15 protein-coding genes and 1 riboswitch are annotated in these 18,524 nt (G+C 42.9%); of the genes, 3 read left to right on the top strand and 12 right to left on the bottom strand.

Annotated elements, in window-relative coordinates; translation table 11 throughout:
* The first annotated feature begins 422 nt into the window (after positions 1-422).
* From WAE57_RS14285 to WAE57_RS14275, 3 genes are read left to right on the top strand one after another with little or no spacing between them, the layout of a single operon-like run.
* Positions 423-1,367 (top strand): ABC transporter permease, encoded by a 945-nt coding sequence (locus WAE57_RS14285; protein ID WP_337711096.1) that lies wholly within the window; start codon positions 423-425, stop codon positions 1,365-1,367.
* Entirely contained in the window at positions 1,367-2,248 is an 882-nt protein-coding gene (locus WAE57_RS14280) for an ABC transporter ATP-binding protein (RefSeq protein WP_337711095.1), read from the top strand. The genes WAE57_RS14285 and WAE57_RS14280 overlap by 1 nt, the downstream gene beginning before the upstream one ends.
* 19 nt (positions 2,249-2,267) lie before the next feature.
* Positions 2,268-2,597, top strand: coding sequence for a multidrug efflux SMR transporter (locus WAE57_RS14275; RefSeq protein WP_237788153.1), 330 nt, complete (start codon positions 2,268-2,270; stop codon positions 2,595-2,597).
* A gap of 92 nt (positions 2,598-2,689) precedes the next feature.
* Here the strand turns inward: WAE57_RS14275 and WAE57_RS14270 are convergent, their stop codons facing one another.
* From WAE57_RS14270 to WAE57_RS14215, 12 genes are all read right to left on the bottom strand, one after another.
* On the bottom strand, positions 2,690-3,712 hold the full coding sequence (locus WAE57_RS14270) for an ABC transporter substrate-binding protein (protein WP_337711094.1): 1,023 nt from the start codon (positions 3,710-3,712) through the stop codon (positions 2,690-2,692).
* Positions 3,709-5,517: an allophanate hydrolase gene (gene atzF / locus WAE57_RS14265; RefSeq protein ID WP_337711093.1), complete on the bottom strand. Its 1,809-nt coding sequence runs from the start codon at positions 5,515-5,517 to the stop codon at positions 3,709-3,711. Before atzF ends, WAE57_RS14270 begins: the two co-directional genes overlap by 4 nt.
* Positions 5,514-5,966 carry a ribbon-helix-helix protein, CopG family gene (locus WAE57_RS14260; protein WP_086194862.1) on the bottom strand — a complete coding sequence of 151 codons (453 nt, stop codon included), beginning with the start codon at positions 5,964-5,966 and terminating at the stop codon, positions 5,514-5,516. The genes atzF and WAE57_RS14260 overlap by 4 nt, the downstream gene beginning before the upstream one ends.
* On the bottom strand, positions 5,959-6,084 hold the full coding sequence (locus WAE57_RS14255) for a hypothetical protein (protein ID WP_337711092.1): 126 nt from the start codon (positions 6,082-6,084) through the stop codon (positions 5,959-5,961). The genes WAE57_RS14260 and WAE57_RS14255 overlap by 8 nt, the downstream gene beginning before the upstream one ends.
* A gap of 578 nt (positions 6,085-6,662) precedes the next feature.
* Positions 6,663-6,929 (bottom strand): type II toxin-antitoxin system RelE/ParE family toxin, encoded by a 267-nt coding sequence (locus tag WAE57_RS14250; protein ID WP_337711091.1) that lies wholly within the window; start codon positions 6,927-6,929, stop codon positions 6,663-6,665.
* Positions 6,892-7,167: an antitoxin gene (locus tag WAE57_RS14245; RefSeq protein ID WP_337711090.1), complete on the bottom strand. Its 276-nt coding sequence runs from the start codon at positions 7,165-7,167 to the stop codon at positions 6,892-6,894. The genes WAE57_RS14250 and WAE57_RS14245 overlap by 38 nt, the downstream gene beginning before the upstream one ends.
* Before the next feature lie 88 nt (positions 7,168-7,255).
* Positions 7,256-10,831 carry an ATP-binding protein gene (locus WAE57_RS14240; RefSeq protein WP_337711089.1) on the bottom strand — a complete coding sequence of 1,192 codons (3,576 nt, stop codon included), beginning with the start codon at positions 10,829-10,831 and terminating at the stop codon, positions 7,256-7,258.
* 84 nt (positions 10,832-10,915) lie between these two features.
* The gene (gene uca, locus WAE57_RS14235; protein WP_337711088.1) at positions 10,916-14,521 is read right to left on the bottom strand and encodes an urea carboxylase; all 3,606 of its coding nucleotides are present in this window, start codon (positions 14,519-14,521) and stop codon (positions 10,916-10,918) included.
* Between the two features lie 3 nt (positions 14,522-14,524).
* Positions 14,525-15,187 (bottom strand): urea amidolyase associated protein UAAP2, encoded by a 663-nt coding sequence (locus tag WAE57_RS14230; RefSeq protein ID WP_337711086.1) that lies wholly within the window; start codon positions 15,185-15,187, stop codon positions 14,525-14,527.
* A 14-nt stretch (positions 15,188-15,201) separates the two neighbouring features.
* The gene (locus tag WAE57_RS14225) at positions 15,202-15,939 is read right to left on the bottom strand and encodes an urea amidolyase associated protein UAAP1 (RefSeq protein ID WP_337711085.1); all 738 of its coding nucleotides are present in this window, start codon (positions 15,937-15,939) and stop codon (positions 15,202-15,204) included.
* 24 nt (positions 15,940-15,963) lie between these two features.
* A riboswitch (guanidine-I (ykkC/yxkD leader) is annotated at positions 15,964-16,094 on the bottom strand.
* 450 nt (positions 16,095-16,544) lie between these two features.
* Positions 16,545-17,141 carry a GNAT family protein gene (locus tag WAE57_RS14220; RefSeq protein ID WP_337711084.1) on the bottom strand — a complete coding sequence of 199 codons (597 nt, stop codon included), beginning with the start codon at positions 17,139-17,141 and terminating at the stop codon, positions 16,545-16,547.
* Between the two features lie 343 nt (positions 17,142-17,484).
* A complete protein-coding gene (locus WAE57_RS14215) occupies positions 17,485-18,510 on the bottom strand; it encodes an enoyl-CoA hydratase/isomerase family protein (protein ID WP_337711083.1) in 1,026 nt (341 codons plus the stop codon).
* Between the last annotated feature and the right edge of the window lie 14 nt (positions 18,511-18,524).

Genomic DNA, 18,524 nt, shown 5'->3' with positions numbered 1-18,524 from the left:
TGATGAGCTAACCATCGCTATATGTCTGATCACATTGCAGAAATTCTTCCATTTTTGGGTTTTTACGTTATTTTTTAACTGCAGGTTTAAAAGCTTTCAATACTTCCTCTCTGGCGCTTGCCAGCCATTAAGCCAGATCATGGTTGAGGCTAGCTCCTTACCCCTCTATCCGAACCACCTGATTTTAGTTTCCACGTTCTTTTAACCAGGGGCTAAACACACCAGATGATGGCCTGCACAACGTCCCCGCTTCCAAAGCCTTTGTCCTATGTAAAAGGTGGCATTATGCGTAATTTAAACATCAGTTTCTTTCAGCTTAGGCTATTTCCAGCAGTCCAGTGAATGAAAACAATCATTTTGGCACCCATTTTGCTTAATCAGTATTACGTTTTATAAAAATTGTAATATTGAGGGGCAACACTATGGGTTACGTTGCACGTGAACTCAGTCAAAGAAATAAACTGCTGTTTGGCTTGGGGTCTTTTTTAATACCGGTCTTGATTTGGTGTGCAGTCAGCTATTTACCTTTTATCTGGCATCCACAAGTCCAGATTGCCGATTCAGGCAGCGTGAACTATTTACAGGTCGGTAGTCGCATTGATAAAGACGTCTTTTTCTCTGCCGCCCAGTCTGCGCTAGATCAAGGTCTGGCTCCACCTCAAGGGATTCTGGTGAATCCGATCTATCTGCCCGCCCCGCATGAAGTGGCGATTGCCCTGGTCACGGCATTCACCACTGAACCGGCACAGGCCAATGCACCCTGGTTCCATGAAAGCCTGTGGCACAGTATCAAGCTGGTCTTTAGTGCTTTCTTTATTTCTTCGCTGATCGGGATTCCACTCGGTATTTTATGTGGCTTCTCTCACAAAATTTCCCAGCTGACCGAGCCTTTTGTTGAATTTTTCCGCTATCTGCCTGCCCCGGCCTTTGGTGCACTTGCAGTGGCTATTTTAGGGATCAATGATGCACCGAAAATTGCCATCATTGTCATTGGCACCCTGTTCCAGCAAATCCTGATTATTGCCAATACCACACGTCTGGTAGACCGTAGCCTGATTGAAGCCGGTTTTACCTTAGGCACCAATAAAATGAAAAGCCTGTTTCATGTGGTCATTCCAGCGGCCCTTCCTGAAATTTACCGCAATCTGCGTGTCCTGCTTGGCTGGGCATGGACTTACCTGATCGTGGCGGAACTGATCGGCAGTACCTCCGGGATTACCTGGTTCATTACCCAGCAAGCCCGTTACCAGAATTTTGACAATGTCTTTGCAGCGATCCTGATCATTGGGGTGATTGGTCTGCTTTGCGATGTGATGTTAATGAAACTGGGACAACGCCTATTTAAATGGAAACCGGGAGCAAACTGATGCAAAACCCTGAATTTAATACCCGCGAATACTTTGACAAGATTTATAGCCGTCCGGTGATTCTGGAAGCGAAACAGCTGACGCAAAAATTCAGTCATGGCAAAACTGAACGTACGGTTTTAAATGCCTTAGATCTCAAAATTCATAAGCGTGAGTTTATCTGTGTGATTGGTCCTTCCGGTTGTGGTAAATCGACCTTTAGCCGTGTGGTGGCGGGGCTAGACCCTTATAGTAGTGGTGAGATTCTGGTCGATGGCCAGCCGATTACCGGTCCGAGTCCGGAACGTGGCATGGTGTTTCAGGGCTATACCCTGTTCCCATGGAAAACCGTCAAAGAAAATGTCATGTTTGGCCCGAAAATGAAAGGCCAAAGTAATGCCTCAGCCGAAGCGCAGGCACGGGAATGGATCAATATCATTGGTCTGGAAAAATATCAGGACCAGTATCCGCATCAGCTTTCTGGCGGGATGAAACAGCGTGTCGCGATTGCCCGTGCGCTGGTCAATGAACCCAAAGTCTTGCTGATGGATGAACCTTTTGGTGCGCTGGATCCGCATACGCGCCAGAAAATGCAGCGTCACCTGCTGGACCTGTGGCAGAACATCGATATCACCATTATTTTCGTGACCCACGATATGGATGAAGCGATTTTGCTGGCCGACCGGATTGTGACCTTGAAAGCCAATCCAGGTGAGATCAAGGAAATTATTGAAGTGAATCTGCCACGTCCGCGTCATCCCGATCTGATGCTGACGCCGGAATTTAAACAGCTGCGTGAGCATGTCAATCACCTGGTGCATGCCCAGGAAGATGAACTGGATCCTGCACTGGCGGATCTGCCGACTATTCCACGCTTAACTAAAATTAGTAACTCCAAATAAGAGGTAGACCAAGACCATAATGGCTTATGTGTATTTATTGATTGCAGTCATTTCAGAGGTTATTGCGACCTCTGCACTGAATGCATCAAAAGGCTTTACCGTTTGGCAACCCAGTGTTGTGACCTGTATTGGTTATTTGATTGCTATTTATTTCCTGGCATTAACCATGAAAAGTATTCCGATGGGGATTACCTATGCTCTCTGGTCTGGTGCTGGGATTGTATTTATTTCTACGATAGGCTGGATTGTCTTTAAACAACATCTGGATGCCGCTGCGATGATCGGTTTGGCATTTATTTTGGTGGGTATTTTTATTATTAATATCTTTTCAAGTTCAACTACTGTTTAATTTTTTACTTGTCGTTTCTCAGTCATTGCAAACTTTAAAAATAAACTAGAAAAAAGCCCAGATTTGGATCTGGGCTTTTCACGTTTTTGGTATTATTGTAATGATTCCACCAGTGTTGGCACAATCAGGCCATCTGCATCTTGTTCAGTAGTATAAACACCATTGCTTACGTTGAATTTATTCACATAGTAAGTTGATCCATAAATTGAATCGAAACCTGTACCTTTGCTAAATACCTTTTTATTGGCTGACAGATCTAGCAGATGTGTACCACCAATAAACTGTTCATATTGTTTAGGATCAACGCCCACTTTATTTGCCATGATTTTTACAGCTTCTTCATGGGTCGCTGGGTCATTGATGAATTTAACAGTCTTGTCCCAAACCTGAATGATCTTTTTCCATTCTTCTTTATTTGCAGACAAATGGGTCATATTCACAGTCAGCGTATCGTAGATCAGACCCGGTTTATCTTTCGAGCTATAGATAATTTTAGAACCTGAAACTGCTTTGAGTGCCTGATTTGCTACTGGTTGCCAAACTGCAATCGCCGATACATCAGGGCTATTAAACACCTGTGGCAATTCATTGGTCATCGAGTTAATCAGATTGACCTCAGAAGATTTAATCTTGGCATCTTCCAGGGCTGTAGACAGCAGCAAGTGATCGACCAGACCTTTTTCTACCGCAATTTTTTTGCCTTTCAGTTCATCAACACTATTGATGCCATTTTTAGCGATGATGACGTCATTACCCGCAGAATAATCTGTCACCATGATCATTGCACCTTTAGTACCGCCGGATGCAATCACCAGATTGTCACCATTGGTCACGGAAATTGCATCCAGCTGGTTCGCAGAAAAGGCATTAATCGACGCTGAATAGTCAAACCATTTAAAGTCTACATTCACACCAGCTTCTTTAAAGAAACCTTTTTCAATAGCGACTTGCCAAGCCACCCAGCCCGGCCAGTCGCTGTAGCCAATGGTGATTGGTTTAGTATTTACCGTTCCAGTTGTTTTACTGGATGGTTCTGGCACTTTAGCCGTATTGTCACAGCCACTCAATAAAATGGCGCCACAGACTGATGCGGCTAAACTTAATTTTTTCATCATGGTGCGATTTCCCCTATGCAATTACATTTAAAATGCGTGTTTGAAGGTTGTTTTGATTGAATAAAGTCACGCCAGCCGCCGAAATGGCTGATGTCAGTGGCATCTTCCAGCGCATAGCCTTCACAGATAAAGCCTTTGACCCAACTACCATCCGCCAGCTGAACATTGCCAATACCGAGCGGTGCCGGCACTTCTGCAACAATCTGACCAAAGTTGGCAAATGGAATATCCCAGACTTCGACTGCAATCTTCTGACCTGTACTGCTGTACTGCAGGCCAGGTTTAGGCGGTGTGGTATTTTTCAAGGCATATAGTTTATAGCTGGCTGCGGTCTGGGTGGTTTGCAGCAAGGTTCCGCCACGTGTAGTCAGCTGAAAGTTCAACGGCATACCCGTCAGGTGTGCACCTACGACTGCGAGTTTGACCGAATGCTGAGATTGAATCTGGGTGCTTGGTATATAAGTTTTTTGCGAAGTCCCCAACGTTAAAGCGGTCGCTTGCTGCCAGCGTTGAGCAAAGTTGGCCAAGGCCTGATCCATCCAGGCGGGAGCAATAAAGGTCACACCGCTTGGCAGGCCATCGGCACGAATGCTATTTGGCAGTGCCAAGGCTGACAGATCGGCAAAATTGACAAAATTAGTATAGGCACCCATGTGGCTGTTCTTGACCAGTGGATCTGCTTCCACATCGGTAATCTTGTAAATGGTCGGTGCGGTAGGCACCATCAAGGCATCAAAGTCCGCCAATACCAGATTGATTTGGCTCGCCAGCTGGGCACGTTCATATTCCGCCTGCATCATATCGACAGCGTTGAAGTTGTCCGCCTGACTGATGATCTGGTGAATCACCGGATGGGTCACCTCACACGAGACCATTTTCTCTACGGCGCTGCAACGCTCTGCGACCCAGGCTTTGTTATATAAAGCCGAAGCCAGCTGATTGAAGATGCTGAAATCAATCGCTTCGACCGTATAGCCCAGCTGTTTGGCACGAGCGATCGCCAGTTTAAAGGCTTTTTCCGATTCCACATCTGCATAAAATTCCAGCTGTGCCGGAATGGCAATTTTGCCTTTGGAGAACTGGGTGGGTACATTGGCTGGATGCTGGCGTGAATATTCATCAGATGTATCATAGCCTTGCATTAGCTGAGCCACTTGCCAGGCATCATCCACCGTCAAGGCAAAAATTGAAATCACATCAATGGTACGGCAAGCCGGAATCAGCCCCGAAGTTGAGAACCATCCCTTGGTCGGTTTAAGCCCCACAATATTGTTATGTCCTGCCGGCACACGGCCTGAACCTGCGGTATCGGTGCCTAAACTGAAGGGCACCTGACCATTGGCAACTGCCACAGATGAACCCGAACTTGAACCGCCACTGATGTAGTCCGGATGAAAGCTGTTTTTGACTGCACCGTATGGAGAACGTACGCCGACCAGACCCGTCGCGAACTGGTCCAGATTGGTTTTACCCACCACAATCGCACCAGCCGCTTTTAATTTTGCAACAACAGCCGCATCCCTGCTGGCCAGATACGCAGCTTCTTTACAGGCTGCCGTGCTATAAAAACCGGCAACATCAATATTGTCTTTCACCGCAAATGGAATACCGTACAGTGGCAGGTCTGCTGCGGATTTACCCTTTAAAGTATCAATTTGGGCTTGTAGTTGTTCGCTTAAGGCAATGGAAATCCAGGCATGATCGTCGTTGTTAAACGATGCAACATAGGAGATCAGGTCCTGTAACTGGATCTGCTGCTGTTGGTAAGCATTCTGCCAGTCCTGAATGGTCCATAAAGTGTTCATGACAATACTCCTTTATTGGTATTTTGAGGAATGGGAGGCATCACGGCATCCATCAGTTCCAGATGCCCTTTGAGCATCCCTTTCAATGCAATAAATTGTTCACTAATTTCTTTCAGGTCACTGCTCACGCCCTGCATCAGCATCACCTGCAGCACTTTTTCATCATCTAGCTGAATATGCAGAGAGCTGATCACCTGTTCCAGATATTGCTGTTGCAGGTCCACCAGCTGGGAACGTAGCGGCTTGAGGCTGACGTCATAGACCAAAGTCAGTGTGCCGACCATCACTTCATCGTGTGCCACCAGATCATCAATCAAATACCGGTTAATCATGTCGAGAATAGCCTGAGAACGGCTTTCATAATGTTGCTCGACAATCTTTTGATCGAGTGCCTGAAGCGTGCTTTCCGGCAGGGTGATACTAATCCGTGCCAATTTCTGTTTAGCCACGGTGGTATTCCTTCTGCTGTGCGGATTGCTGTAAATGTAGTCCGGCACGTACGCTTAAAAGCTCAACTAAAAATTTCAGCCATGGATGCAGCTTTTTATTCGAGTTTGGATGATTCATGTGCAACTCCTACAGGTATTACAAAACTGGAATTTCGTATTACTTGCTAAAATGCAGAAAGCGTGCCAATTTTAGCGATGGGGTGAAATAAAAACGGCTAAAAAAAAGCCCCAGTACGCTGAGCTGGGGCCTGTTTTAAATCAGGGGGTTATTGATGATTTCACCGGTTCGATTGCTTTTATTCTTCATGTACAGTTATTTTTTTTATACATGATGGGTTGACCGATGAGTGTGGTTGAGTGATCAAGTGAATGGCTCTCCTCTGTTTATCTGTCATATAAATAAAAGCAGAAAGCATGCCAGCTTAGTTCTTATAAATAAAATTATCTAAAAACAGTTATTTATTAAAGTAAAAAGTGCTTCAAAATATTGATCAAATGTTTATGCGCCAAGATTGATCAGATTTGCACCAAAACGATGTCATTTAAAATATAAAATTGTGCTGTGTAGTCTTGGGTGGCAGTTATAGTGTTTTACCAATGAGTTTGTGGATTTTGATTCCGGCTGTGGTGGCTTGGGGGATTTGGCTCTTAGATCATAAGCATATTTAAAATAAAAACCGCCAAGAGGCGGTTTGTTTACATATTTTTATAAATGGTATCTCGCCGATCTACATCCAGAACAAGCACAACAACTTTTGAGTCGATCACTTGATAGACCAAGCGATAGCCTGCGGATCTGAGTTTTACTTTGTATAGGTCTACTGAGCCACTGAGCTTGTTTTTGGGAATCTTGGGATTTTCCAAAATAGTTTCGAGCTTACGAATAAACTGTTCTGCTATTTGCGGATTCAGCTTATCAAACTTTTTAAGCGCGATTTTTGTGAACTCTAGCTCGTAGGTCATCTAAGCTTACCTTTATGGTTTCTTCAGTTTCAGCTTCTTCTGCAAGTTTGAGCAGTTCTTTGTCTTCAATTAAATCCATCAGACGTTCATACATGTCCGCAGGAACACAATAGAATGCTGGATTGTTTCGGTTCAGAATTGCGACTGCTTCACCAAATCCGTTATTAACCACTTCCATGGGGTTCTTTTTCAGGTCTGAAACGCTTGCGACAAAGCGTGAATGGATAATATTGTTCATATTGGTGGATGTCCTGGATATGTAAACAATAGACAAATTATAACTAATTTAGAGATCTTTTAAAAGACCTATTAATTGGTCTTTAAACTCATTCAATCGTTCTTAAATAAATTGCCCAATAGGTTCTCTCTAATATTTCTTGTATATGTTGATTTACACCTTTTATTTCACATAAGTCATTCAATCTTAAAAAATGTTGTCTCAAACCTGTGTACTCAAGATTAGATACAACAATATCTACCGCTAAATCACAATAATTGGTATCAAGCCAAGATATTAAGACTTCAAATGCTTCAACAATACTCCATCCTTGATCAACACAATCATGAAGCCATCTATCTGACCAAATAATTCTGCCTTCTTGAAGTTCTTCACTAAGCCTTTTAGTACTTATTTTTAAGGAATATTGGCTATCATCAGCAATTAGAGGTTCTATAATTTCTTGTGCAAAATTTTTCCACCCATTTTTAAGACAAATTTGGTACAAATTCATTTTAGCTAGATCATCAAAATATTGAATATATGGCTTTATTGCTAAAATTTGTTGATCACGATAGATTCCTTTACGACCTTCAGTTTTAAAGCCCCAATGATGATTAAAGTATTTAAAAACTTCTTGTAAATTTCTCTCTTGGATTGAGTTATTCACTAACGAACATAATTTATCAGTACCAACTAAAAGTGCTAGCTGAATAAAAATATTATATTGATTGAGCTTATCCCAATGTTTTTTTAATAAAGTTTCTGCTTTCTCTATAGAGAATTTTTCGAATATTTCAAATAGCATCCAATAATTATCATCATTGATGGTCAACATATGATCTTCAAAGATTTGTTCAAATTTGTCATGCCACATATAGCGAGTTGCTTGCCACCAATATGTGGAATCATCATTTTTAATTTTATCTATTAACTGATCGACTATGCTCAAATCCCTATATTTTGCTTTTGCCATTAAAACTCTATCATATATTTCATCTTCACTTAAAATGGTTTGAAGTATAGGTAGATCCCCCTCACTAGGACTGCTAATCCATATAGCTAAAGCATGTTTACGAGCACAAGAATCATTTTGATTATTTATAAATATTTCTTTAAGTCTATCCTTTGAAGGCTTAGATAATAATTGACCTTCTTTAAAAGCACGACTCACATCGTCAGCTATCTGTCCCCATGTATGAAATCCTCTTCTATCCCAATCTGCTAATTTTTTAACTTGGGCTTCTAATACATCAGGATGATCAACTAATCTCAATAAATACAAAATATAATTTTTTAAACCACTCGTCTGAGCCCAATTTAGTAAATAATGGATAGTAGACTCTGTTGGTAAATAATTTTTAAATTTAAAGTCCAAAGAGTACATTGTGAATGAATTTTTAGGTGATCTCTGATACTGATCTTGCTCTTCTGATAAGTTATTCCAATAGTTTAAAACTGAATCTAGTAAATATACTGATTTTTCATCACAGATTCTTGATAGCACCCAAAATACAAGAAGGTAATCTTTTTCTTCATCTTTAATGTTGTCTATAGCAATCGTTACCGAATCTAAATACTCTACATCTTCAATGTATCCTATGATTATAAATAGCGAATGAAGAGTTGAAACTTTAGTATTTTGATCTTTAAGAATTTCAAATAACTTATTTTTTAAGCCATTTTTATATTTTTTTACTATGAAATTTATAACTAAATGAATCTGCGGATAGTTTATTTCAAAAGGGAACAATCTTATCCAATGAATACCATCACTTAAATTTCCATTTTTAAAGCCACATTCATAATACAAATCATGGCGATCTTTTTTAGGATAAAGTTTAAGCAATTCTAGAATTGAGGTGTGTACCAATTCATTTAGAACCGTAAGTGATTTATAACGTAATGTACTCTTCGATAGCTTATGATTTTCTTGATTATTCAACCAATTTGAAATAACTTTTATGCAAGTATCAATATATTCAGAATTGTCTTTGATAGCATAATAGTAAGCATATATTCCTATTAAAAAATTATGCTGATTAAGTAATTCAAGTCTTTCAATGTTTAATAAGGATAAATAACAGGATAGTCCCAATGCTTCTGAGAAATAGGGATCAGTCAAAAATTCTAAATATTCATCTTTTTCTAAAAAATCCTGTATAGCTTGAGCCATGAGCAGAAATTTAATCTTGTCATGACGAAAGATAATAATATTTTGTTCATCAAGTCTTATAATTTGTCCATCATCGAGTATATTCCGTAGATCTGACCTTTCCTCACGATCTAAAAATCCAGATAATTGACTTATATTGATTTTATCAATCTTATTTAAAACCAAATATGAAATACTTTTTGAAAGAGTTATTTCAAGATCATTACAAAATTTTTCTTTTGCATATGCAATATTTTCTAGTGTTGTTGAAATAAATTTTTCAATAATTTTATCATTTTTTTTAGTTTCCTTAAAATCAACTAAAGCCAAAAGCAAGGGATCATTACCAACGTTCCTTGCAATACTTTTTAATGTCAACTCATCAATATTTAGGTTTTCTGATTTACATCTTTTTTGTAATGCCTCTAATGCTTGCTCATCTGTGTAATTATCTAAATAAATATATGAAAATCCGTTTTTAGATAATTCTTCTTTGAGCTTGAGTGAAAGTATGCTTAGTTTTTGATACCAAACAGGACACAAGATATTTATTCTTTTTTCATTGCTTGCCCATGAGCTAATTTTTTCAATTAGTTGTTCGGTATTATTTATATTGTTAATATCCTCAATTAAAATGATTAAAGGGTTTTCCACAGAACATAAATCTAAAGCCTTTCTACCACATCCTTTAATTAAGCGACCTGAATATCTCTGTAGCTCTTTTTCAATAGCTTCATCTAAGTTTAAAGAATTTTGTATGTTTTCTTCCCTCAATACTAAAATCGGATGCCCTTTATCTAACTTTTTTAGAATAAAGTTCGTACAAATAGTAGTTTTACCTGAACCAGAGGTTCCAATTACTAAATTCAAATTTTGAAATTTTATGTCATCACGTTCAACGAATAAGTCTTGTTTAAAATTAAGATGTACAGTACTTAAAGTGCCTATTCTTAAGAGTTCTTCATGAGATAGAACAGTAGGCAAAACACCAAAATATTTATGACGGATTGTTTGACCATTCGGATCAATATCTAAAAATGAAGAAATTCTAGAGTTTGACCATATTTCTAATTCAATATCATGTTGTGAAGCAAGCTGATGTGCTTTTATACGTATTTCTTGAGGCTCATCACTATTACACATCAAGGCTAACCTTGCTTTTAAATCAGGATTTCCTTGCCTAATTTTAACTAACTCTTTAATTGCTTTTACTAAGTCACCATCACTTCCTGTGGGTTTACTACCTTTTTTTCTCGGTGTAACTGTGTCTAAATCTCTCAACCATTTGGTTTCTAAATCATTACGTGATGTTGTTGTATGTGCTACTGCAACAACCTTTGCTTCGCCGTTGACATAACACCAACCTACATTATCCAATGGTGCTTTAATTGTTTTACCTTGCGGATTCATACCCTGATGAGAAATACTCTTATAAATCTCAGGTTCAGCAAATCTAAGCACATCAGATGCTAATCTTTCGAATAATCCTGCATCAGTAATATTTGATAGAGCACTATTGGTTTCATTCATAGTCTGGATTTGAATAATTCATATATTTTTCATTAGTATAATAAAGAACCGCCCTAACGGACGGTCTTTTTTATTTCCACTTAATTAAGCCACTGGCGCCAAGGTAAACAATACCTGCCCCGTTTTCACCGTTTGCCCTTTCTCAATGGTAATGGCATCCACACGCATACGCTCAGGGGCAAGAATTGGAATCTCAATTTTCATCGCTTCAATTACAGCCAAAGTTGAACCTTCTTCCACAATATCACCTGACTGACATTCAATTTTCCAGATCGAACCCGGCATATGCGACTCTACTGCACAGCCACCATCAGGAATTTCAACGCCTTCACCATCATCGACAGCATCTAGGCTTTCAGACACATATTCTGCAAGACCTGCTGCATGCCAGCGACGACGTTCTGCATCAAAGTTGGCTTGTTGCACAGACTTAAAGGCAGAAATTGATTCCTGATTTTCCGTTAAGAAATCGTTGTACTCTTTGAGGTTGAGTACACCTTCTTCAATACGCAATTTTAAACGTCCCGCTTTAAAGTCCTCACGCATTTGCATGAGTTCCACTTCAGAGACTTCATAGAACTTGATCTGGTCAAAGAAGCGCAGTAACCAAGGTTTGCCTTGTTCAAAGTCGGCATTTTTACGGTAGCGTGACCACATTTGCGTAGTACGACCGACAAACTGATACCCCCCCGGACCTTCCATACCGTACACACACATATAGGCACCGCCAATACCTACGGCATTTTCAGGTGTCCAGGTACGTGCCGGGTTATATTTGGTGGTGACCAGACGCTGACGCGGATCAAGTGGCGTTGCCACAGGTGCCCCTAAATACACATCGCCCAGGCCCATAACCAGATAACTTGCGTTATAGACCACATCTTTCACGGCTTGTTTATCTTTTAAGCCATTAATACGGCGAATGAACTCGATATTGTCTGGACACCACGGCGCATCTGGACGCACGGTTTGCATATAACGCTCAGTTGCCAGTTGGGTTTGTGAATCTTCCCAGGCCAGCGGCAGATACACGGTACGTGATGGTACTTGCATTGCTGTCACATCCGGCAGTTCAGCTTCAGCGACTTGCAACAGGCGCAGCAGGTCAAGCTGATCCAGCTGGATCGAATCAAAATGGATTTGCAGCGAACGAATGCCCGGTGTCAGGTCAATAATGCCAGCAATATTCTGTTTCTGTACCCATTGCATCAAGGCATGGATACGGAAACGCAGGTTCAGGTCCAGCACCAGCTCGCCATATTCCACCAGCATATAGTTATTGCCGGCAGGACGATACACTACATCCGGCAATCCATTCTGACCTTTTAAGGTATCCAGCACGGCATTTTTCAGCGTACTGATTTCAGGGTAGAACGATTCATCAAATGCTACATTTTTTGTATCTGACGCTTCTAACTGCGCATGATATTTTTCATTGAGCACTTTGGCTTGGGTATAGCTGACAGGGACAAACTTGACTTTGTCACCGGCTTTCAGCTGACCGAGTTTCCACAGTTCTGAATTGATCACTACGGCTGGACAGACGAAGCCACCCAGACTTGGTCCATCTGGGCCTAAAATAATCGGCATATCGCCAGTAAAGTCAATCGCACCAATGGCATAAGCATTGTCATGAATATTGGAGGGATGCAGACCGGCTTCACCACCGTCCTCACGTGCCCATTCCGGTTTTGGACCAATCAGACGAATCCCGGTACGGCTGGAGTTAAAGTGAATCTCAAAGCTGTTGGCAAAGAAGGTATCAATGTCATTTTTGCTAAAGAAATCCGGCGCGCCATGCGGACCGTACATCACCGCAATTTCCCATTCATGGCTGAATGTTGGCACTTGTTCAGGTGCAAGTGCTTTCACTTCATCTGAACTAAATGCTGTGATTGGCAGCATATCGCCAATTAACAGGTTACGCCCGGCATGACCACCAAACTGGCCCAAGGTAAAGGTCGCTTGTGAACCCAGATATTTCGGGACATTCAAACCGCCCTTGATGCCAATATAGGTACGGCAACCTGTAGTGATTTTGCCACATTTTAAAATCTGGCCTTTACCTACATTCACCGTTTGCCACATCGGCACCTCTACACCATCCAAGGTCGATGGCATATCCCCACCGGCCAGTACGATCTGGCTATCACAATGGAATTTCAGTGTTGGGCCTTGCAGGGTACATTCCAGACCGGCCGTATTTGGCGCATTGCCAAGTAACTGGTTGGCGACATTGAGTGACAATGGATCAATCGCACCTGAGGGCGGTACACCAACATCCCAATAGCCCAAACGACCTGTGACGTCTTGTACCGCAGTTTGGATGCCCGCTTGTAGCACTTCAATTTTTTGGGTTTTCCATGCAAAGGTATTTAAAAAACGTGTGGTTTGGGTACCGGCTTTAAACACCTCACCGTCGATGATGTTTTGCAGATATTCCAGATTGGTTTCAATCCCCGCAACCTGCGTTTTTGCCAGCGTTTCGGTCACCGCCTGAATCGCAGACTCACGATCGTCCGCAGTCACAATGATTTTGGCAATCATCGGATCGTAAAAAGAGGATACGGTGGAACCGGTTTCTACCCAGGTTTCATTGCGGGCATGGGCATCAAACTCAACATGGGTCAAAAGTCCTGCACTGGGCTGGAAGTTCTTGATCGGGTCTTCGGCATACAGACGCACCTGAATCGAATGGCCTTTGGCTTCCAGTTTCTCACTTGGGGCGGTCCAGTCACCGCTGGCCAGGGTCACCATCCATTCCACCAGATCCACGTCAAAGACCTGCTCCGTCACGCCGTGCTCGACTTGCAGACGGGTATTCACTTCGAGGAAGTAAAATTCCTGCGTATCGGTATCCATCACGAATTCAACCGTACCGGCCGAACGGTAATTCACTGACTGCATCAGCTGGATCGCGACATTCTGGATATAGGCACGCTGTTGATCAGTAATATGCGGTGCCGGGGTTTCTTCAATCACTTTCTGGTTACGACGCTGTACTGAACAATCACGTTCACCCAGTGCAAGTACCTGTCCGTTGCCATCACCAAAAATCTGCACTTCGATATGACGCGCGTTTTGTACAAATTTCTCTAGGTATAAACCTGCATCTTTAAAGTTGGCTTGGGCTAAGTAAGACACCGTTGCATAGGCATCTTTCAGCTCGGCTTCGTTCCAGACCAGACGCATGCCGATGCCGCCGCCACCTGCAGTACTTTTTAGCATCACCGGATAGCCAATACGCGCAGCCTCATTCAGCGCTTCAGCTTCATCCGCCAGTAACTGGCTGCCCGGCAGTAATGGCACCTTGGCTTGAATCGCCAGTTCACGTGCGGTGTGTTTCAGGCCAAACTTACGCATTTGTGTGGAGTTTGGACCAATAAAGGCAATGCCTTGAGATTCACACAGGTCGCAGAATTCGGCATTTTCAGACAGGAAACCATAACCCGGGTGAATGGCCTGCGCACCGGTCTGTTTGGCAACTTCTAGAATTTTCTCAACATTTAAATAGCTTTGACTGGCCGCTGCTTCACCGATATACACCGCTTCATCCGCCAAAGTGACATGCAAGGAATCACGGTCGGCTTCTGAATACACCGCAACCGACTGGATACCCAATTTCTTTAAAGTACGGATCACGCGGCAGGCAATCGCGCCACGGTTGGCAATGAGGACTTTATTGAACATGACTTACTCCTCACCTTCACGGATGATCAGTTGAATTTTGGTTGGGTTATAGGCATTGCAGGGGTTATTCAGTTGCGGGCAATTTGAGATCAGTACAATCAGATCCATTTCTGCTTGAATCTCGACATATTTACCGGGTGCTGAAATGCCATCATCAAATTTCAAATGACCGTCTGCTGTCACCGGCACATTCATAAAGAAATTAATGTTTGGACCAATATGACGCACATTCAGCTCATGCTTTTTCGCAATCGGATGCTGAGACAACGCCATCATGAAATTATTACGGCAGCTGTGCATTGGGTATTTATCATGCGCATAACGCACGCTGTTACTTTCACATGAACATGCACCGCCTAAAGTGTCGTGACGGCCGCAGTTATCATCCTGGATTTTTGCAATCGCATTGCCAAAATTGCTATAAAGCGTGATGCCTTTTTCTAAATAAATCTGTTTATTGATCGAAAGCGTATCGCTTGCGCTGTAACGCTCTTCAGGATTTCTTGCTGAAATAAATAAGGTATCCACCGCCTGGTTGCCCTCCAGGTCAACAATACGGAAATACTGTCCTTTCTTGACTTCACCCATCCACGCTTCACCGGCAGGACAGACTTCACTTAATACTGATTTTTCTAAACCATTTTCTAAATTAGCTAATGCAGTCATGATGATTCCCCCAATTAAGCGCCTAGAGCGTAGTAACGATTATTGTTTTGGAAAGCACGCTGATTTTGCGGGCATGAATCACGGCAAATATCGGTCTCGGCTAAAGTATTGGCTTTGAACAATGACAATTGAATATCGGCAGGTTGATACTCAGCACTGTTATCTAAGGCATGGGGTGCTGCAGACAGGAACAGCAGACAGTCCATTTCAAAACGCAGTTCAATGATCTGATCGGTATGGTCCGATGCCACATAAGACAGCTCACCGGCATCATTTGGCACAACTTTAGAAAACAGATTGACCGTAGCGCTTAAATCTTGAGTCGATAAGCCAAATTTGGTCATCTCTAACAGCAAGCTGTCACGGCCATTGCGGTACATGTCATTGCGTGCATCTTGAAAGGTTTTGGTTCCAAACTGTTTTTCAATTTGTACTTTGGTGCTTGGAGCGCATAAAGCATCATTCCAGCCATGCTCATCTTTGACAATCGATGCCATGACCCGGCCGAGATCTGAATACAGCACATGGCCGGTGCTTAAAAATGCGGTATGCTGCCCTTTTAGGCTGTCGGGCATGTTGTAGCGTTCCAGCTTATCCTCAGCATTGACACAGAACAGGGAAACGTTGGCATTGGCACCGAGTGCCTTGAATTGCAGAATTGCGCCTTTTTGAATGCGGCCGGACCAGTGATGCCCGCCTGGCAAGATTTCAGTCCATAAAGTGTGATTGTTATGATAGTCGCCCATGTGCATGACCTCTCTAAGGTTTTTGTTCCAACCTCCCGGGCTTTTATCCCTCCGTGTAGCTCTGTTTTTTATCAAAACTAAGCCGTGAACTCTCGGTCTCAGGCACAGTATTTTTGCAAATAACTGCCCAAATAACTGCCGGAACCCTAGATCACTTTATGCTAGAGAGGTAAATGCAAATGATGTGCCAGTTTAGTATTACGATTTTTTATTTTTATCACACTGTATTGGGCATAAAAGCAGGCATTGCAACGTAATCTTCGCTGCCCTGCACCATGATGAATCAAATTGGCTTGAAGTGCTGAAAGCTTGGGTTTCTAGCTTTTGTCCATCAAAATTCCGCTACTGGATCCTGTTGTCTCACGCTATTCGCTGGAATTTTTAAACGCCCTTGAGGTGGAAATAGGGCGAATGAATGCCGAAGTAGGCTTAGACCATGTCATTGCTTCTAGGCCCAATCGATGGAGGTTGGCTTGTGATAAGAACCGGTTAAACGCTGTATTACACCAGCTTCCTGCAGGGATGTATCATAACACAGGCGCTTAACCCGACGCTAAACAGACAGCTGCTGTTGCGGCAGCTGGCTAAAAAATGGCGGACTTGAGAAGTTGTTACCCGCGGGGTTTACTGATCAGCCAGTTTAAGTTTTGGCGAACGGCAGGCCACTCATGTTTTAGAATACTGTACACATAGGTGTCTCTTAAAATATCGCCAGCCACCACCTGATGACTTCTTAAGATACCATCCAGCTTTGCCCCCAGGCGTAAAATTGCGGCCTGACTGCGAACATTAAAAGAAGATGTTCTGAATTCCACCGCAATACAATTCAATTGTTCAAAGGCATGCGCAAGCAGTAACTGCTTAGACTCTGTATTCACCAGTGTGCGCTGTACGGACTGCCGATACCAGGTAGAACCAATTTCCACACGTCGATGCAGCGGCTCAATATTCATAAAACTGGTCATGCCTAATGCCTGCCCTGTGCTGCGATCTTCTATATAAAAAGGCAGCATACTTCCCGAATGTTGTAATGCCAGCCGTCGTTGAATTTCAGCACTCACTTGCTCTGGTGCAGGAATACGCGTATACCACAGCTTCCAGAGTTCGCCATCGCGAACCGCATCCACAAGTGCTTCGACCTGGGTTAAATCAAGCGGTCTTAAAATGACCTGTTCACCCACCAATTCAACCGGTTTAATCCACGGCATGTTGCTCTCCCCCATTAGACCGAAATGCTGCCTATACTTTGTGCTTGATGTACTGGATTCGGCAATGCATGCTTCATTTTTGCATCACATGCCGGCATGCACCTGCCCAGGCATGTGCCTCATCCAGAATAGCGCAATACTGTTGGTTTTTCCCGGGTTTTAATTGTTCTTCAAGTCGTCGCATTGCTCTTTCGATCAAGCAGTGTAAGGGGAAATATTTTTCAGCATATAGTCAATCTCTCCAGATTCATGCACCTATTAAAAGCCGTACCACCCATCCAAGAGCCAAACCACCTGCTGAAAAGCAGCACTTTGCCGGTGAAGCTGAGTGTCCTGTTTGGCACTAGGATAGCCTGTCCATAATTTGCTTGAATTTTGCAGCATCTGTTTGCCACTGCGGATTTTTGTCTTTATCAATGATCAGTGCCCGTACACCCTCAATAAAATCGCCCTGCTCTAACCAGATATCCTGCAAATCCCGTTCCAGTTGCATACATTTTTCCAGTGACAGGTTCTGACCGGTCTGCTGCAATTTCAGACTGGCTTGTTTTGCCATCAGCGGGCGTTGCTGCAAGAGAGCCAGCATTTTCTTGGCCCAGTCCTGATTGAGGGCATCGCTGGCATGGGCCAGACTGTGTTCAATTTCGTCCAGATGAGGATAGGAAAAATGCTGGTTAATCGGGTCGATACGTTTTTGTAATTCGCTTTCTAGCGGATGGGTGATAAATGTACTGATGATTTTTCGGATTTCCACTGGGTTCAAAACAGCTGCCGCGCTCAATGCCGCTTCTAAATCAGCAAAATGTTCACTCGGCACATGATAATCGACCAGATCCAGATACAGCGCATCACTGCTGCTGATCTGCTCACCGGTCAGTGCCATATAAACGCCGACTTCATCCAGTCGAGACAGGAAATGGGTTGCACCGACATCAGGGAAAAAGCCAATCGCGGTTTCTGGCATGGCAAAACGTGATTTTTCACTGGTGACCTTGATATGACAGGCCTGAGCCAATCCAAATCCTCCGCCCAGTACATAGCCATCCATCATCGCGATCACAGGTTTAGGGAAATTGCGCAATGTGCTCAGCATGGCATATTCAGTGGCGAAAAAATCCTGATATCGGGTATTTCCGGCCTGATAGCTGTCATACAGATAACGGATATCGCCTCCAGCACAGAACGCTTTCGGACTGTTGGAATTGATCAGGATAGCTTGCACCTGCGGGTCATGGCGCCACTGATCGAGTTGTGCCTGAATACCCTGAATCATCGGCAGGGTTAAGGCATTTAAATGGCTGGTGCGGTCCAGGCTGATGATGCCCAGACCTCCTGCGACACGAATCGCTAAATTATTTTCATCACTCATTCTTTTTGTTCCTA

It is taken from the genome of Acinetobacter sp. NS-4 (genome assembly GCF_037402435.1).
Classification (GTDB): domain Bacteria; phylum Pseudomonadota; class Gammaproteobacteria; order Pseudomonadales; family Moraxellaceae; genus Acinetobacter.
Note: the sequence above shows the minus strand (reverse complement) of the source record. Positions and strands in the feature narration are given on the sequence as shown.

Bases quoted from the DNA above. Each gene is read 5' to 3' on its own strand.
- WAE57_RS14285 (WP_337711096.1), top strand. From the start codon at position 423: ATGGGTTACGTTGCACGTGAACTCAGTCAAAGAAATAAACTGCTGTTT.
- WAE57_RS14280 (WP_337711095.1), top strand. From the start codon at position 1,367: ATGCAAAACCCTGAATTTAATACCCGCGAATACTTTGACAAGATTTAT.
- WAE57_RS14275 (WP_237788153.1), top strand. From the start codon at position 2,268: ATGGCTTATGTGTATTTATTGATTGCAGTCATTTCAGAGGTTATTGCG.
- WAE57_RS14270 (WP_337711094.1), bottom strand. From the start codon at position 3,712: ATGATGAAAAAATTAAGTTTAGCCGCATCAGTCTGTGGCGCCATTTTA.
- atzF (WP_337711093.1), bottom strand. From the start codon at position 5,517: ATGAACACTTTATGGACCATTCAGGACTGGCAGAATGCTTACCAACAG.
- WAE57_RS14255 (WP_337711092.1), bottom strand. From the start codon at position 6,084: ATGAATCATCCAAACTCGAATAAAAAGCTGCATCCATGGCTGAAATTT.
- WAE57_RS14250 (WP_337711091.1), bottom strand. From the start codon at position 6,929: ATGACCTACGAGCTAGAGTTCACAAAAATCGCGCTTAAAAAGTTTGAT.
- WAE57_RS14245 (WP_337711090.1), bottom strand. From the start codon at position 7,167: ATGAACAATATTATCCATTCACGCTTTGTCGCAAGCGTTTCAGACCTG.
- WAE57_RS14240 (WP_337711089.1), bottom strand. From the start codon at position 10,831: ATGAATGAAACCAATAGTGCTCTATCAAATATTACTGATGCAGGATTA.
- uca (WP_337711088.1), bottom strand. From the start codon at position 14,521: ATGTTCAATAAAGTCCTCATTGCCAACCGTGGCGCGATTGCCTGCCGC.
- WAE57_RS14230 (WP_337711086.1), bottom strand. From the start codon at position 15,187: ATGACTGCATTAGCTAATTTAGAAAATGGTTTAGAAAAATCAGTATTA.
- WAE57_RS14225 (WP_337711085.1), bottom strand. From the start codon at position 15,939: ATGCACATGGGCGACTATCATAACAATCACACTTTATGGACTGAAATC.
- WAE57_RS14220 (WP_337711084.1), bottom strand. From the start codon at position 17,141: ATGCCGTGGATTAAACCGGTTGAATTGGTGGGTGAACAGGTCATTTTA.
- WAE57_RS14215 (WP_337711083.1), bottom strand. From the start codon at position 18,510: ATGAGTGATGAAAATAATTTAGCGATTCGTGTCGCAGGAGGTCTGGGC.